Source organism: Acidimicrobiales bacterium (assembly GCA_041394265.1).
GTDB lineage: Bacteria > Actinomycetota > Acidimicrobiia > Acidimicrobiales > SZUA-35 > JBBQUN01.
In genome coordinates this window covers 3,770,692-3,787,269 of the sequence record JAWKIO010000005.1, presented here as the reverse complement: position 1 = coordinate 3,787,269, position 16,578 = coordinate 3,770,692, and the positions used below count along the sequence as shown (strand labels likewise).

The following is a 16,578-nucleotide window of genomic DNA, read 5'->3' as shown; positions in this document are numbered from 1 at the left end:
CCGCTGTCGCCGACGGCACGTGCCCAGTGAGGATCGTTCTGGTTGGTAGCAGAGCGTCCGTGTGACCGGTTGCGGCAGCCGGCCACCCCACACGGGCACGTCGTCGTCGGCGATAGCGACTTTCTGCCGACGGCGGTGCCGATTAGGGTTCGCGACGGGACCGAATCACTGCTTGAACCAGGGGACTGCACATGACTGCCACCGAACCCGTCAACGACTGGGCGACCGACTTCGACATCTTCGACGCCGGTTTCGTGAAAGACCCGTATCCGATCTGGGGCGAGCTCCGGCCCACGTGTCCGGTTCCCCACAGCGAACGCTGGGGTGGGTCGCACATGCCGACCACCTTCGAGACGGTGACGGGCGTCGCTCGCGACGCTGAACACTTCTCGTCATTCTCGGTCAGCGTGGCACCGGTACCGACCAGCTACGACGCCGACGGCAACCGGATTCGCTCGATCATCGCGTCCGACGCCCCCGACCACGCTCCCGAGCGTCGACTCATGCTGCCCTTCTTTGCCCCGCACGCAGTCGAGCGCTTCCGCGAGCCCACTCGTGAGCTGTGCCGCCAACTGTTGCGCGGCGTGGTCGAGAAGGGCACCTTCGACGCCGCGGGCGAGTACGCCCGCCAGATTCCGCCTCGCGTCATCGCCGAGATCCTCGGGATCGACCCCGAGATGGGCGACGAGTTCGCCACCTGGGTCCAGGGCGTACTCGAGCTTGGCCTGCAAGACCCGGAAACCCGCGAGAAGTACCGCGTCATCATCGAGAACTTCTTCCTCGAGGAGATCGCACGTCGCCAGGAAGAGCCGGGCGACGACCTCATCTCGTTCCTGCTCAACGCCGACCTCGATGGTGAACCGGTGCCGATGCACGTCGTGCGAGGGAACATCAGCCTCATGCTCATCGCCGGTATCGACACCACATGGAGCTCGATCGGTTCGGCCATCTGGCACCTGGCGACACACCCCGAAGATCGTCAACGACTCGTCGACGAGCCCGAGCTGATCCCCACCGCCGTCGAGGAGTTCCTGCGGGCCTACTCCCCCGTCACCATGGCCCGCATCGCCAAGGAAGACACCGAGATCAACGGCTGTCCGGTCGCAAAGGGCGATCGCGTCCTGCTGTCGTTCCCTGCGGCAAACCGCGACCCCGAAGCGTTCGAAGATCCGGAGAAGGTGATCATCGATCGTGAGGTGAATCGGCACGTGGCCTTCGGCGCCGGGCCCCACCGTTGCGCCGGATCGAACCTGGCTCGGATGGAGATGGTCGTCGCCATCGAGGAGTTCCTGGCGATGATCCCCGAGTTCGAACTGGCCGACGCCGACGCCGTCACGTGGGCCGGTGGCCAGGTGCGCGGACCACGCAATCTCCCCGTCCGCTTCCCGGTGCAGGGTCTCGACCGAGGTCTGTGATCGGGGGCGAGCCACGACACGAAAGGATGAGCGACTGTTGCTCTTCGAGGGACTGAAGGTGCTCGACGTCGGCACGGTGATTGCCGGGCCGGTGTCGACCACCATGCTCGCCGACTTCGGGGCCGATGTGATCAAGGTGGAACCGCCGGGTGCCGGCGACTTGCTGCGTCACATCGGGCTTGCCACCACCATGCCGGATCACGAGGTCAACTATCTGTGGCATCTCGATGCACGGAACAAGCGCAGCATCCAGCTCGACCTGAAGCGGCCGGAAGCCATCGAGGTGCTGTGGCGACTGATCGACCAGGCCGATGTGTATGTCACCAATCAGCCGTTCCCGGTGCGCCGCTCGCTGGGGCTCGAGTACGCCGATGTCGCCGCCCGCCGGCCGTCGATCATCTACGGCTCGCTGACCGCCAATGGCGAGCACGGGCCTGACCGCGACGACAAGGGTTTCGACCTGGTGTCGTACTGGACGCGCAGCGGGTTGATGGACCTCGTCCGAGGCCCCGGTTCGAATCCCACCCACTCGCTGCCCGGGATGGGAGACCACCCCACGGCCGTGTCGCTGTTTGCCGGTTTGGTGATGGCGCTGCTGCATCGCGAGCGCACGGGCGAAGGCTCGCTCGTTTCGACCTCGCTCCTCGCGAACGGACTGTGGTCGTCGGCCGCGGTCACCCAGGGAGCGCTCACCGGCGCCGACATGGACGCCCACCGTCAACGCCAACAGGAGCCAGGCTTCCTCGGCAAGCTCTACGAAACCCGCGACGGTCGCTGGATCGGCATCACGATGGTCCGAGCCGGCAACGAGATCAAGCAGCTGTTCGCCGCGCTCGATGCCACCGACCTGCTCGACGACGAACGGTTCTCGACCACGCCGGCCCAGTACGAGCATCGCTCGGCGTTGAGCGCCGAGGTGGCGGCACGTTTCTCGCGCCGCACTGCTGCGGAGTGGATGGCGACCTTTGCCCAGCACGGAGTGCCTGCGGCGTTGGCGCCCCGGTCCGAAGACGCCGTCCGCGATCCTCAGCTCGAAGCAAACTCGATGGTGATCGACGGCGACCCCTCCACCGGTGTTGGCAAACTCATCAATCACCCCGTCCAGGTGTCGGCATTGAAGCGCGCCGACGTGCGGCGCGCTCCCGATCCCGGCGAACACACCGAGCAGATCCTGCGAGAGGCCGGCTTCGGGTCCGACGAGATCGATGAGCTGCTCAGCAACGGCGCGGCTTGGGCTGCGCGGACAGCCGCCCCGTAATGTTCATTGCATGCCCCCACTGACACCCGACGCCTCGGCGAACGATGCCGGCACCGCTGACGCCCCGTACTACCGTCCCGTCGCCGACGAGATCGAGATCTTCTCGGCAGCGTTCGCCGCTCGTCTACCGGTCCTGCTGAAGGGGCCGACGGGCTGCGGCAAGACCCGATTCGTCGAGTACATGGCGTGGCGGCTCTCCCAGGATCCAACGCAGCCGACGATCGGGCTCACCACCGTCGCCTGCCACGAAGACTTGACCGCCACCGACCTCGTCGGACGCTACCTGCTGTCGGGCGAAGAGACGGTCTGGATGGACGGGCCTCTCACCCGAGCCGTACGCCAGGGCGACATCTGCTATCTCGACGAGGTGGTCGAAGCCCGCAAGGACACCACCGTGGTCATCCACTCGCTCACCGATCACCGGCGGGTGCTTCCCATCGAGAAGACCTCGGAACAGGTGCACGCACACCCGGACTTCCTGCTCGTCATCTCGTACAACCCCGGCTACCAGTCGGTGGTCAAGGATCTCAAGCCCTCCACCCGCCAACGGTTCGTGAGCATCGAGTTCGACTATCCCGACGTCGACGCAGAGACCGAGATCGTGCGGACCGAATCGGGCACGACCGACGACATCGCTCGCTGCCTGGCAAGGATCGGCAACAAGACCCGCCACCTGCACGAGCGTGGCATCGAGGAAGGCGTCAGCACTCGGCTGCTGGTCTACGCCGGCACGCTCATCGCCGGCGGCATCTCACCTCGGCGGGCGTGCCAGAGTGCGATCGTGGAGGCCATCAGCGACGACCGCGACGTCCAACGGGCGGTGGCCGACATCGTCGACGTCGTGTTCCCGTGACCCTGGCGCTGACCGAGGCGCAGCGCAGCCTCGGTCTGTTCGCCGAAAGTCTCGCTGGTCAGGTCGTGCGAATCGAAGCTCGCGAGGACGATCGGCGGGGCTGGCCGTGGGATCTCGGGCTCCCCGACCCGCTCGTGGTGTCACTGGCGCCGGTCATGGACATCGGGAGCACCGACGAAGCGCAGCGGCGTGTGTACCGGCTCCAGGTGCTGCACCAGCTGTCGCTCGCCGAATTCGGTACCTTCGGCAACGACCATGACCACCTCGACCGGCATGCCGCGCCGAGGCATCCGCTCATCGTCGACTCCGATGTGGCCGAGGCTGCGGCCGCCATTGTCGTCCTGCTCGAACATCTCCGCGTGACCGAGGCCGTCAGAGCGTTCTATCCGGGCGCTCGACACGACCTCGACGACCTCCTGGCACTGGCTCTCGCCGAGGCCGAGAACGACTCGGTAGCGGCGGGCGAGCACGACGTCGCCGACGCGCTTCGCCGCTGCTGCCTCGGCGGCACGGCACTCGCCGGCGCGCCTGCTACGACCTCTCTCGATCCGGTGCTGCTCGCCACCATCGATGCGCATATCGATCCGCTGCGCTCGCCCGCCGCAACGCTGGACGACAGTGCGGCGACGGCGGTGGAGCTCGCAACGTTGCTCCTCTCCCCCAGCGCTCCGACACGACCGAGCGACGGCGAGCCCTTCGTTCCCAGGGTCGATGATCCCGACGAAGCCGACGCCGAGATCGAGTTTCCCGATCTCGAAGGCATCAGCACGAGTCCGCCACCGCTCGACGCCGAGGCCGATCGCACCAGCGACGACCTCGAGGGCTCGATCCAGAGCAGCCCGATCACCATCGCCGCCGAACTCGAGGCCCTCGAACGATCGACGGCAGCGGAGCCCCGCCGACCTCCGAGGGCCAATCGACGCGGCGTCGACCCCGATGACCGCACCTTCGTGTACGACGAGTGGAACCACCTCGAACGCTCGTACGAACGCTCGTGGTGCCGGGTCATCGAGCGGCGACTGGTCGGCGAGGATTCCGGATTCATCGATGAGGTCCGAGATCGCCATGCCCACCTCGGACGCCAGATCCGTCGCCAGTTCGCCATGCTTCGACCGGAGGAACGGGTCCGGGTCTACCGCCGTGACGACGGCGACGAGCTCGATCTCGACGCCGTGATCGAGGCCATCGTCGATCGTCGTTCCGGGGCAGCGGCCGACGACCGACTCAACATCCGCCGAGACCGGGCCGTCCGTGAAGTGGCAACCGCGTTCCTCGTCGACCTGAGCGCCTCGACCAGCTCACCGGCAGAGGAGGTACCGCCACCACTGTTCGACGAGGACGACGACGATCCCTTCGACGACCCGTTCAAGCCACGACCAGTCGCCTACGACGAGACCCCCGTTCGCCGAGTCATCGACGTCGCCAAGGACGCAGTCGCTCTGATGTGTGACGCGCTCGGCCAGCTCGGCGACCGCCACGCCGTCTACGGGTTCTCGGGCCAGAGCCGGCACGAGGTGGAGTTCCGGGTGGGCAAGGAGTTCGACGATCGGACCGCTGGGTCGACCTGGGCCGGCATCGGCGCCATGCAACCGCTGAGCTACACCCGTATGGGTCCGGCCATTCGTCATGCCGCGAGCAAGCTCGCCAAGCAGGAAGCCAGGACGAAGCTGCTGATCGTGATCTCCGATGGGTACCCGCAGGACATCGACTACGGACCCGATCGCCGCGACAAGACCTATGGACTCCACGACACGGCGAAGGCGATCGAAGAGGCGGCACAGCTTGGGGTCGATACGTTCTGCGTCACGATCGATCCCGCCGGTCACGACTACCTCCGAGTGATGTCGCCCGAGCACCGCTATCTGGTGATCGACGATGTCGAGTCACTCCCGGCCGAGCTCGCCAAGCTCTACCTCAGCCTGGCCGGTCCGACCGCTCGCCACTCGTCACCGGTGCCAACGACTGACTGACCGAGGTTTCCCATCGCTGCGTCGGGGTACCGACGCCCGATGCCGACGATCTCGCCCCAACGCTCGACTCGCCAGCGGAATGTGCCGGCCTCGTCACCGGTTCGTGACGAGGTGGACCCCTTCGACGACCTGATCGCCAACTACGAACGAGTCCGAGCGCTCACCGAAGCACTGGCCGCACCACTCTCGGCCGAAGACCAGACCTCACAGTCGATGCCTGACACCAGCCCGACCAAGTGGCACCGGGCGCACGTCACCTGGTTCTTCGAAACCTTCGTGCTCGAGCAGTACGAGCGGGGTTTCGTACCGTTCGACCCCTCGTTTCGCATGCTCTTCAACAGCTATTACGAAGCGGTCGGACCAAAGTACCCGCGGCCCCAACGCGGCTTGGTCACCCGCCCGGGAGCGGCCGAGGTCACCGACTACCGAGCCGACGTCGACCGCCGCATGGTGGCGACACTGCTCGATCACCCCCGCTGCGCTGCAGAAGGCGCCGACACCGCCGACACGCTGCGGGAGCTCGTGACGCTCGGGCTCCATCACGAGCAACAGCATCAAGAACTGCTGCTGATGGACATCAAGCACTTGCTGTCACTCCATCCGAACGGTGAGGCCTATCGGCCGCAGAAGGTTCCCGACTCATCGGTGCCGGAACCGATCCGATGGCTTGCGCTCGACGGTGGTCTGGTGGAGGTCGGTCACGACGGCGCCGGGTTTGCGTTCGACAACGAAGGGCCCCGACACCGTCAGTACCTCGAACCGTTCGCCATCGCCGACCGTCTCGTCTCTGTCGCCGAATGGAAGAAGTTCATCGCCGACGGTGGTTACCGACGACCCGAGCTGTGGCTCTCCGACGGCTGGCACACGGTGCAGTCGAAGGCGTGGGAGCGCCCGATCTACTGGCTCGACGACGCCGCGACGGCCCATACCCTCGGCGGCGTACGTCGCCTGCACGACGCCGAGCCGGTCTCACACATCAGCCTGTACGAGGCCGATGCCTTCGCTCGCTGGGCCGAAGCACGCTTGCCAACCGAGTTCGAGTGGGAGCATGCGGTGGCATCTCGTGGTCTGAGCGGCTGCGACCGGACCAAGCTCGATCTCGACGTTCTCGAGCCGTTGCCCGCCGCCCGGCACGGGGGCGGGCCTGATCTACAGCAGGCCTTTAGCCACTGCTGGCAGTGGACTGCGAGTGCCTACTCGCCCTACCCGGGCTTCGTGGCTCCGGCCGGTGCCGTCGGCGAATACAACGCCAAGTTCATGTCTGGTCAGGTCGTGCTGCGCGGAAGCTCGTCACTGACTCCACCGGGGCACGCCCGTCTCACCTACCGCAACTTCTTCCCACCATCCGCTCGCTGGCCCATGACGGGCCTCCGACTCGCCCGAGGAACCGCTTCGTGATGTCACCCACCGCCGCCATGCCGCCCATCACCATGTCGATCGACGCACCGACCTTCGATGTCCATCTCGATCCCGACTGGGCTGAGCACGCCTTCATCGCCGATGTGCGCGAGGGACTCGGCCATCGTCCGCTCCAACTCCCACCCCGCTGGCTGTACGACGATCGAGGCAGCGAACTGTTCGATCAGATCACCAGGCTCGAGGAGTACTACCCCACCGAGGCGGAACGATCGATTCTCGAGCGTGAGTCCGCCACCATCGCGAACATCACCGGCGCCGACACCATCATCGAGCTGGGGTCCGGCACCTCGGACAAGACCCACACGTTGATCCGGTCCTTCCGCTCGACGGGACAACTGAAACGCTTCGTTCCGTTCGATGTGAGCGAGCAGACCCTACGCGATGCCGCATCGGCGCTGGCCGAGCAGTACCCCGGCCTGTGCCTGCACGGCATCGTCGGCGACTTCTCGCTCCACCTGTCGAAGCTGCCCACCGAAGGCCGCCCGATGGTCGCCTTTCTCGGGTCGACGATCGGCAATCTCTACGTCGACGAACGACGAGCGTTCCTCGAGATGCTCGCCGAGGCGTTGCCGACGGGAGGGTGGCTCCTCCTGGGTGTCGATCTCGTCAAACCTGCCGATCGTCTCGTGTCGGCGTATGACGACCCCCAGGGCGTGACCGCCGAGTTCACCCGCAATCTGCTGGCGGTCGTCAACCACCGTCTTGGCGCCGATTTTCAGCTGGACGGATTTGATCACGTGGCGCTGTGGGATCCGAGCCAGGAGCGAATGGATCTGCGGCTTCGGGCCAACGTCGACCACCACGTCACCATCCCCGGCGCGGCGATGGAGCTCGACATCCGCTCCGGCGAAGAGATCCGGGCGGAGGTCTCCACCAAGTTCCGCATTCCCAAGATCACGGCCGAGGTCGACGACGCCGGCTTCACGGTGCGGCAGGTGTGGACCGACCAGCCGGGCGACGTCGCCGTCATTCTCGCCTCGGTCGATGGACCGGACGTCGCGATCGGGCGTTGACGACGGCAGTCGGCCAAACGCACTGAGCTGATCGGGGAGCTTCTCGGGATCCGACGACTCAGGCCGGGTGAGACGCCCGCCACTGCGTTCGGGCGTCGGCCGCCGCAACCTCGAGGATCTGTGCGATCGTCGGGAAGGCGAAGACCTGCGACGCCGCCTGCTCGATCGTGGCTTCGAGATGTACCCAAGCCGTCACGATGGCGATCAGCTCATCGGCGAGCGGGCCGACGATCGAGCCGCCGACGACCACGCCGGTCTCGGCGTCGATGGTGAGCACCGCCATCCCGCGATCGAGTCGGTCGGTAGCGTGTCGGGCGATGTCGTCCACACGTCCGACGCCTCGAATGGTCTGTCGGCCTTCGGCTTCATGGGCGTCGACGGATCGTCCCACATGAGCGGCCGGGGGATCGGTGAAGACGGCGTGGGGCATGACCGGATCGGCCATCGGAGCCGGGCCACCGAGGATCGATGCTGCGACGATCGCCGCCTCGACGTTGGCGCCGTGCGTCCACGGCGACCGACCGTTCAGGTCGCCGATGAGACGGAGCCACGGGTGGCCAGACACCGCGAAGCTCTCGTCGAGCTCGGGAACCTCATCGGTCGACAGCCCCAAAGCGTCCAGTCCGACATCGCCGAGCCGAGGCGACTGACCAGCGGCGATGAGCACGCGATCGGCGGTGAGCATGGTGCCGTCGCGGAGGTGAATCGTCGCGCTCGCCGTGCCGGCGATGCGGGCAACGCTGACGACATCGGCCGACAGCCGCAACTCGAGTCCGGCCGTGCCGATCGCACTCGCGTAGTGCTCCGCCACCTCGGCGTCGTGGTCCGGGAGCAGTCGATCGCCGGCCTCGAGCAGCGTGACTCGGGATCCGAAACTCCGATACACATCACCCAGTTCGCAGCCGATCGGTCCCGCTCCGACGATCACGATCCGCTCGGGCCGCTCCGACGACGTGAGGGCATCCTCGGAGGTCCAGTAGTCGATCTGATCGAGTCCGGGGATGGGTGGCAGCGATGGTGCGCTGCCGGTGGCGATGATCACGTGGTCGACGGTCCAGATCGTGCCGTCGGCCACCACCTGGCGTGGGCCGGCGAGCGCTGCCCTTTCACGGACCAGCACGAGTCCGCGCTCCACGAGATCGGTGGCGTGCTCGGCGTCGTCTCGATGGTTGGCGACGCGGTCTCGATGGTCGATCGCCAGTCGCCATGCGTCAGCGGAGCGTGCGCCGGGCCGGTGCGCCTGGTGGAGGAGCGCCTTGCTGGGCATGCAGGCGGTGAATGGGCACTCACCTCCGACGAGACCGGGTTCGAAGCCGACAACGGAGCGACCGGCGTCGCGCAGTCGTCCGGCGAGTGCTTCCCCAGCGGAACCCAGACCGATGATGGCGACATCGGCGCTCCGACCGGCCGTGCCGGATGAGGGCGCTGCCATCTATCGCTCGACCAGTTCGGCGAGGCCGTCGTCGGCGAACCCATCGACGTGGAAGATGACGCCCATGCCGTCGGCCAGCCGTTCATCAGGGACCGATGGGACGACCATGACCGGCACACCCTGGCCGATTGCCGACCGGAGCACGACGTCGACGAGACGTCCGCTCTCGATGTGCGGGTGCTCACCACCGATGTCGGGGGTGGCCAGCGCCGCATCGGCGAGGTCGTAGCCGATGTGTGCAGGGTCGGCACCGAACCAGCCGTGGCGTTCGTCGTCGGGATCGTCGTGGACGAGCAGCATCGACGCTCGCCCTGAGCGGAGCGCCTGCACGCTGGCGACGACGCCGTCGGCACCGGCACCGTGGCTCTCGAAGTAGCGGTAGAGCCGCAGGGCCTCGACGACACGTCGGGCGGAGCGGTCGGCAACGTGGCGCACCATTTCCTCCGCCAGCTCCGCATCGGACTGCCGCTCGTCGTCGATGTCGATCCGGAGCACCGGACAGAACAGACGACCGTCCCTCACGACGAGCGGGTGGATGGCGTCGAGCGTGCTGGGGCTGCCGACGATCAGCACCAGCGAGGTATCGGTGAGATGGGCCACCCGAGCGATCAGCTCGGCGGCACCGTCGGGGTTGTGCCCAATCAGGGTTTCCCGCACTACCTCGCCGTGGCGGGGCGACGCGATGAGTGTCATCCCCGACCGATCGAGCACCGCAACGACGTGGTGCAGCAAGGACTGCTCCGACTCGAGGAACGGTCCGATCCGCGGCACCCCGGCAACGTCGACCACGTCGTGGGTCGGCGGGTCGGGAAAGGTCGTGGCAACGAGTGGACCTGCCGACGAAGCGAGGCAGGCGAACAGGGCATCGTCGCTCTTCTGCGCCACCTCGACGAGGTCGGCCACCTGCTCCACCACGGTCGACGGCACCACGTCACGATCCACGGACGCCAGAAACCGCTCACGCGCCGGCACCGTCGGCCCCACGAGGTCGAGGTAGACCGAGAGGTGCGGTCCGTCGCTCAGCACGACCTCTCGAAGCTCGTCGAGGAGCTCGCGGCGGGGCCGACGGGTCGGGAACCCCACGACTCAGATCCGCCCTTCGCCGTTCGTGGTGGCGCCGATTCGAGTCATCTCGCGATACTCGGCTTCCACATCGGGCTGCTGCGGTGCATTGCGCTCGGCAGCTGCGGCCTCCTCCTTGGTGGGGCCACGCCCGGCAACATGGGCAGCCGTCGCGTCCCGATCGGCGGTGCGGTCACGCCCGCCCGCATTCTCGATGTGCGAACGCACGAACCACTGGAACAGTTCGAGCTTGGCGCTCTGGCCGATCAGGAGGTCCTCGGTGATGGGATCGACCGTCCCCGTCCCCTCGATCGCTGCCCGGTGGTCGGCGATGACACCGTCGTAGACCGAGTCGAGTGCATCGAGGTGCTGTTCGACCGAGGCTCGCCCGAGTTGATAGTCGTCCCAGGTACGGGTCTCCACGACATGCCCGGGCGTGCCGTTCGGCGTCCCGCCAAGAATGGCGATGCGCTCGGCGACCTCGTCGGTCATGAGCCGCACGGCGTCGACCTGCTCGTCGAGCATCTCGTGCACAGCGATGAAGTTGGGTCCCATCACATTCCAGTGGATGTGCTTGAGGACGAGCTGGGTGTCGATCAGGCCGACGAGGCGGTCTTCGAGGTGCTGGATTGCCTCCGTCGCCTTCGATGCTTCGAGTCCGGGAACCGATGTGTGTGCCATGAGCGTCACCTTTCGCTATAGGGGATGTGTGAGGGGCCGAACCCTGCCGGGTTCGAGCTGCTCCCGTCCTCCCCCACCCCACCGCACCCCAAACCCGCCTTCCCCGTTCTGTGCGTCACACTCCCCACTCGATCCGTTCTGTGCGTCAAACTTCCCGCCAAGAACCGTTCTGTGCGTCAAACTTCCCGCAGACGACGCGTTTGACGCACAGTTCGGAGATCGCGACGTGTTTGACGCACAGTTCCGGTGGCTCGACCGACCAAGGTCGAGTGTCGAGGTCGGTCGGACATCGACGTCGGGTGGGTGGCGAGCGGCGAGGTCAGCCGGCAGCGAAGGCCAGGACCACCGGCAGGGTGACGAGCGAGGCCAGCGTGGTCATGACGACCGCCGACGTCACTCGCTCGGTCTCGAGGTCGTGCTCCATCGCCAGCACCATGCAGAACACCGCCGGCGGCATGGCCGACTGAATGGCCACCGCCCAGAGCAGATCACCATCGAGGCCGACCAGCCGGGCCACGGTCGTCGCGGCGAGTGGCGCCACCACCAGCTTCGCCACGATCGTGACACCGAGGTCGGGCGTACGGGCGCGCAGGCCAGTTATCGCGAGCTGGAGACCCAGCGTGAACAGCATCACCGGGATCAGGGCGCCGGCAAGAAGGCCGATCGAACGCTCGACGACCAACGGTGGCGCCACGTCGACGGCCCCGGTCAGCATGGCGATGATCGCGGCGATCGCCATCGGCGCGAGCACCGCCCGCCGAACCGCTCCCACCACCCCGACCGTCTGCCCAGCCGCCAGCCCCACCCCGAGGGTGATCCCGAGCACGTTGATCACCAGCATGAGGATGCCGGCCGCCGGTAGCGCGTCGTCGCCGAGCGCGAAGACCGTGATCGCCAAACCGGCGTTGCCGACATTGCCGTAGGCGCTGGTCACCACGGAGGCCGCGGTCACCGACGAGGTCGATCCGATCGCCCGATTCCCAGCGACGGCGGCCAGCACTGCGGCCACCATGCCGACCACACCGGCGATGCACAGGCGAAGCACGGTCGAAGAGTCCAGACCGTTGTCCTGCAACAGCTGGAACACGAATGCCGGGCCGAGGATCCAGTACGCCAACGACGACAGCGAGCCGGCGACGATGCCCAGTCGTGGCCCGGCATACGCACCGACGGCGACGATGAGGACCACTGGCCCGAGGACGTCGATGAGGAGCGAGAGCGTGGACACGAGCCCGCGAGCCTATTCGCCCGCCCCTTCTGTGCGTCAGACTTCCCGCCCGTACCCGTTCTGTGCGTCAAACTTCCCGCTGGCGACGCGAATGACGCACAGTTCGGGATTGGCGGTGATTTTGACGCACAGAACGGGCGGGGTAGAACCTCGGGCATGACCGAGGAACAGGGCACCGCCGAGCGACAGGGCATGGCTGAGCAACAGGGAACGAGCCGACCGCCGGACAGCACCGACTTCGAGGGGCGGGCCGAGCTCGAGGAGCTGCTCGAATCACTGCTGGCGCCGGAGTGGGTGGACGCGGCGCGAAGAAGTGACGAGGGCGCCATGCTCGAGGCCAAGGCCGCAGCCGACAACCCTGCGATCGTGCGGGAGCTCGGCGCCCACGGGTGGGTCGCACCGCACTACGCACCCGAACACGGTGGCCGAGGTCTGTCACGGCCCGACGCCCAGGCGGCGCTCACGTTGCTCGCAGATTGGGAGGTGCCGCACGTTCCCCGCGGCTCCGGGCTGCCGCTGGCCGCGCCCACCATCCAGCAGTGGTCGAGCGACGAGACCAAGCGACGTCTCCTACCCCCACTCCTGCGCGGCGACGAGCGCTGGTGCCAGCTCTTCTCCGAACCCGGCGCCGGCTCTGACATGGCGTCGCTCGCCACCTCGGCCGTCCGCGACGGTGACGAGTGGATCATCAACGGTCAGAAGGTGTGGACCACGTTCGGTCACGAGTCCGAGATGGCGATGCTGCTCGCCCGCACCGATCCCGATCAGCCCAAACACAAAGGCATCACCTACTTCGGACTCGATATGCAGGCCCCCGGCGTGGAGGTCCGGCCGCTGGTGAACATGGCCGGTCAGCTCGAGTTCAACGAGGTGTTCCTCACCGACGTCCGAGTCCACGACCTGCTCCGCATCAGTCCGATTGGCGAGGGCTGGGGGGCGTCGCTCACAACGCTCGGAGCCGAACGCCATGCGTTGTCCGGGACGAAGAAGAAGAAGCGCAAGTCGTCCGACGAGATCCTCGGCGGCAAGCCGTTCGACGAGGTGCGAGCGAGAGCGGTCGAGAACGGCGCCGCACTCGATCCGGTCGCCCGCCAGCGTCTCGTCACCGACTATGCGGCGGGACAGGTCCTGTCGCTGACCAGCGCACGCGCCCGGGCCAAAGCCGCAGCAGGTCAGCAGGTCGGCCCGGAGGGATCGATCTCGAAGATCGCCAAGGCCGCATCGAACCAGGCACTGCAGGAGTCGGCGATGTCGTTCCTCGGCGCCGACGCGACTGCCTGGGAGTCCGACGACACCGACGCCGCCGAGTGGATCGAGCAGTTCCTGCGCACCAGGGCCAACTCGATCGAGGGCGGCACGTCCGAGATCCAGCGGAACATCGTGGGCGAGCGAGTCCTCGGGCTGCCCCGTGAACCCGACCCCTTCAAGGGACAGGACTGGCGCTCGATCCCTCGCTGATCCTGCCCGCCAGCGCCGGGCGGCGAGCGGCAGCCACCGCCGCGATCCGGCCTCGCGCACACGCAGCTGCTACACCATGTCGATGTTCGCTCGTCGACTGCTCCTCCCGATCGAGGCCGGACAAGCGGTGAGGCAGACCATCGGCATCCTCGATGACCACGGCGCCTCCGAGGAACCGGTGCGTGCCACGCTGCTCGAGTACCGGGTCTGGCAGACCTGGAGCAACGAGGAGTGGGAGGCCATGGACGGGCCCGAGCGCGAGATCGAGCTCGAGATCGAAGACGCCGCCCTCCTGTTGGAGGGGCTTGCGTTCACCGAGGCGATGAGCGTCGACCTGCCGTGGTTCGAGATGGTGCAGTGGACCGTCGACTTCATGACCCAACAGCTACGCCCGGCATGGACCGAGGAGGAGTGGACGCTCCTCGCCCGAGGATGACGCACACCGGGTCTGTGTGACCGAGGTACTGTTCGGACGGTGATGCTCGATGACCACCTGCGGGGCACCGACGCCCTGGTAGCGCTCGATGACGCGTACGCTGCTGCCTGGGCGATCCGCGATCGCTCCCTGCTGGAGCTGTGCGCCCGGCGCATGGCCATGCTGCGACGCCACGAGCCGACGCTGGCTGCCATGACCCCGGCCGAACAACGAGCGCTTGCGTCGTGGCCGACCGACGTGCACCTCGACGATGTCGGGCGGGCGGCCCTCGCGTTCACTGAACAGTGGATCGTCGATGTCGCCTCGCTCTCCGACGAGCAGGCTGATGCACTGTGTTCGGTGCTCGGTGATCAGCGGTTCGCCGACTTCGTCACTGCGCTGCTGATCGTCGAGCAACGGATGAGTCTCGAACTGTTCCTGGACCGGGTGCTCTGAGATGGCGACACCACGTCGACCCCGAGTTGCCGCCGGTACCCGCGCCGGCACAGCGTTGAAGGACGCCCTCGCCGACTTCGCCGCGGCTGCGGTGCGCAACGATGCGATCGACCCGGTCACCACCGAACTCGTGCGGCTGCGTTGCGCGACCTACCACGACTGTCACACCTGACTGTCGCTGCGCTCGGCAGTTGCCGAACAGCACGGGTTCGACGAGCACCTCGCCGCACACGTCACCGAAGGACCCCCTCGACTCGATGGTCTGACAGCGGCGCAACGCGTCGCACTCGAATTGGCCGACGCCCTCCTCTCGGACCCGGCCGGAGCAACACCACAACTCCGTGCACGCCTGGCCCAGCACTACCGCCCCGACCAGATCATCGAGCTCACGCTCGACGTGATGAAGTGGAGCTATCAGAAGATCCCTGTCGCACTCGGCACCGATCTCGAGGTCGTGCCAGGCCAGCTGAGTGCCTTGCGCTTCGACGCCGACGGCCGCTACCTCCCTCCGCCCACCACCTGAGGTGTGCGAGACTTCGGCATGGATCTGCAGCCGCTGCCCAACGACGCACTGGCCACGTCGTACCTCCGTCACTGGCAGCTGTCCACCGGCATCGAGACGGGCGAGCCGGACGAGTTGCGGGCGCTACGCCCCGTCGCCGACGAGATCGACGACGCGGCCGACAGCGGCACCCTCCCGATCGGCGTGCTCGACGCGTTGATCCAGCACCCGCACGGTTCGCCGTCCTTCCGGGCCTACGTGGCTGCCGGGCCCGTCGAACAGATCCTCACGACCCACGCCGACCGCTACGCCGACGAACTCGCCGAGCGCTGCCGCCGCGACGAGCGGTGGGCCGAGACCCTGGCAGCCGTCTGGCTCGACAAGAAGCAGTGGCGTCGGCTTCCCGACGACCTGCGTCGGGTCATCCCCCAGCCCAAACGCTGACCGAACGCTCGGCTGCCGAGCCCACCTCTGGCGAACTCTCGGCCCACGGGCCCAGTTCCGGGCTCCCCAGCCGAGAGTTCGCAAAGGGTGGGCTCTGGGGCCGAGCGTTGGCAGAGGGGTGAGCTGTGGGACGGGTGTTCGACGGCGGGATGGGCTCGCTGTCGGCCGCATCAGTGGGTGATCATGCCGCCAGTGACGTTGAAGGCCTGGCCGGTGCAGTACGCCGAAGCGGGCGAGGCGAGGAACATGACCATGTTGGCGACGTCGTCCGGCGTGGCGAGCCGGCCGAGCGGCGACCGTGCCGACCACTCGGCGATCTGCTCGGCGGTACGGGTATCGGCCCCCATCTCGGTGAGCACGTAGCCGGGGCACACTGCGTTCACGTTGATGCCGTGGCGACCGAGCTCGGCGGCGCTGACCTGGGTGAGCGAAATCACTGCGGCCTTCGAGGCGGCATAGTGCGCTTGGCCGGCAGCGCCGACCTTGCCGCCCATGCTCGCCATGTTGACGACGCAGCCACCAGAGCCAGCAGCGATCATGGCCCGAGCCGCAGCCTGGGTGGTGAGCAGCATCGACCGAGTGTTGACCGCGAACATCTCGTCCCATTCGTCGGGTTCGATCTCGAGAAGTGGGGTGATACGGAAGATGCCGGCGTTGTTGACCAGCACGTCGATGCCACCGAGCAGGCCGATCGCTTGGTCCATGGCGACTGCCACCGACGACGGCTCGGACAACTCGACCTCGACTCGGACCACTTCGGCATCGAGCTCGGCGTCGATGAAGGAGCGATCGAGTGCGGCAACTGCGGCGCCCGCCGCCCGGAAGCGGTCGACGATGGCGGCGCCGATGCCGCGTGCACCGCCGGTGACCACGACTCGGGCGTCGCCGATCGACACGGCGGCCTGCTCGCCGCCAATCGACACCGCGGTGGGCTCATCGCCGGACGCACGGGGGTCGCTGACTGGCATCGAC

17 protein-coding genes are annotated in these 16,578 nt (G+C 67.2%); 12 read left to right on the top strand and 5 right to left on the bottom strand.

Going from position 1 to position 16,578, the window contains the following annotated elements; genetic code table 11:
* Positions 1 to 191 precede the first annotated feature (191 nt).
* Genes R2733_18355 through egtD form a run of 6 tightly spaced genes read left to right on the top strand, consistent with a single transcriptional unit; the run spans position 192 to position 7,928 of the window.
* Positions 192 to 1,415, top strand: coding sequence for a cytochrome P450 (locus tag R2733_18355; protein MEZ5378472.1), 1,224 nt, complete (start codon positions 192 to 194; stop codon positions 1,413 to 1,415).
* Positions 1,416 to 1,452: 37 nt separating this feature from the next.
* Positions 1,453 to 2,673, top strand: a complete 1,221-nt coding sequence (locus tag R2733_18350) for a CoA transferase (protein ID MEZ5378471.1) — start codon at positions 1,453 to 1,455, stop codon at positions 2,671 to 2,673.
* A gap of 10 nt (positions 2,674 to 2,683) precedes the next feature.
* Positions 2,684 to 3,526: a CbbQ/NirQ/NorQ/GpvN family protein gene (locus R2733_18345; protein MEZ5378470.1), complete on the top strand. Its 843-nt coding sequence runs from the start codon at positions 2,684 to 2,686 to the stop codon at positions 3,524 to 3,526.
* Entirely contained in the window at positions 3,523 to 5,496 is a 1,974-nt protein-coding gene (locus tag R2733_18340) for a VWA domain-containing protein (protein ID MEZ5378469.1), read from the top strand. The genes R2733_18345 and R2733_18340 overlap by 4 nt, the downstream gene beginning before the upstream one ends.
* Positions 5,497 to 5,535: 39 nt before the next feature.
* Positions 5,536 to 6,894, top strand: a complete 1,359-nt coding sequence (gene egtB / locus R2733_18335) for an ergothioneine biosynthesis protein EgtB (protein ID MEZ5378468.1) — start codon at positions 5,536 to 5,538, stop codon at positions 6,892 to 6,894.
* Positions 6,894 to 7,928 carry an L-histidine N(alpha)-methyltransferase gene (gene egtD / locus R2733_18330; GenBank protein MEZ5378467.1) on the top strand — a complete coding sequence of 345 codons (1,035 nt, stop codon included), beginning with the start codon at positions 6,894 to 6,896 and terminating at the stop codon, positions 7,926 to 7,928. Before egtB ends, egtD begins: the two co-directional genes overlap by 1 nt.
* A gap of 58 nt (positions 7,929 to 7,986) precedes the next feature.
* On the opposite strand, the gene R2733_18325 is transcribed toward egtD, so the two are convergent.
* The 4 genes from R2733_18325 to R2733_18310 form a co-directional block, all read right to left on the bottom strand.
* Complete coding sequence (locus R2733_18325; GenBank protein MEZ5378466.1) at positions 7,987 to 9,360, bottom strand: NAD(P)/FAD-dependent oxidoreductase; 1,374 nt, start codon at positions 9,358 to 9,360, stop codon at positions 7,987 to 7,989.
* The gene (locus R2733_18320; GenBank protein ID MEZ5378465.1) at positions 9,361 to 10,443 is read right to left on the bottom strand and encodes a hypothetical protein; all 1,083 of its coding nucleotides are present in this window, start codon (positions 10,441 to 10,443) and stop codon (positions 9,361 to 9,363) included.
* A gap of 3 nt (positions 10,444 to 10,446) precedes the next feature.
* Positions 10,447 to 11,103 carry a DNA starvation/stationary phase protection protein gene (locus tag R2733_18315; protein MEZ5378464.1) on the bottom strand — a complete coding sequence of 219 codons (657 nt, stop codon included), beginning with the start codon at positions 11,101 to 11,103 and terminating at the stop codon, positions 10,447 to 10,449.
* A gap of 319 nt (positions 11,104 to 11,422) precedes the next feature.
* Positions 11,423 to 12,331, bottom strand: a complete 909-nt coding sequence (locus tag R2733_18310; GenBank protein ID MEZ5378463.1) for an AEC family transporter — start codon at positions 12,329 to 12,331, stop codon at positions 11,423 to 11,425.
* Between the two features lie 156 nt (positions 12,332 to 12,487).
* On the opposite strand from R2733_18310, the gene R2733_18305 reads away from it, so the two are divergent.
* From R2733_18305 to R2733_18280, 6 genes are all read left to right on the top strand, one after another.
* Positions 12,488 to 13,789, top strand: coding sequence for an acyl-CoA dehydrogenase family protein (locus R2733_18305; GenBank protein MEZ5378462.1), 1,302 nt, complete (start codon positions 12,488 to 12,490; stop codon positions 13,787 to 13,789).
* An 82-nt stretch (positions 13,790 to 13,871) separates the two neighbouring features.
* Positions 13,872 to 14,225, top strand: coding sequence for a hypothetical protein (locus tag R2733_18300; GenBank protein MEZ5378461.1), 354 nt, complete (start codon positions 13,872 to 13,874; stop codon positions 14,223 to 14,225).
* A gap of 39 nt (positions 14,226 to 14,264) precedes the next feature.
* Complete coding sequence (locus R2733_18295) at positions 14,265 to 14,660, top strand: hypothetical protein (protein MEZ5378460.1); 396 nt, start codon at positions 14,265 to 14,267, stop codon at positions 14,658 to 14,660.
* 1 nt (position 14,661) lies between these two features.
* On the top strand, positions 14,662 to 14,832 hold the full coding sequence (locus tag R2733_18290) for a hypothetical protein (GenBank protein MEZ5378459.1): 171 nt from the start codon (positions 14,662 to 14,664) through the stop codon (positions 14,830 to 14,832).
* 120 nt (positions 14,833 to 14,952) lie between these two features.
* Positions 14,953 to 15,183, top strand: a complete 231-nt coding sequence (locus R2733_18285) for a hypothetical protein (GenBank protein ID MEZ5378458.1) — start codon at positions 14,953 to 14,955, stop codon at positions 15,181 to 15,183.
* An 18-nt stretch (positions 15,184 to 15,201) separates the two neighbouring features.
* Positions 15,202 to 15,606, top strand: a complete 405-nt coding sequence (locus R2733_18280) for a hypothetical protein (GenBank protein MEZ5378457.1) — start codon at positions 15,202 to 15,204, stop codon at positions 15,604 to 15,606.
* 170 nt (positions 15,607 to 15,776) lie between these two features.
* On the opposite strand, the gene R2733_18275 is transcribed toward R2733_18280, so the two are convergent.
* Complete coding sequence (locus tag R2733_18275; GenBank protein MEZ5378456.1) at positions 15,777 to 16,574, bottom strand: SDR family NAD(P)-dependent oxidoreductase; 798 nt, start codon at positions 16,572 to 16,574, stop codon at positions 15,777 to 15,779.
* Positions 16,575 to 16,578 lie beyond the last annotated feature (4 nt).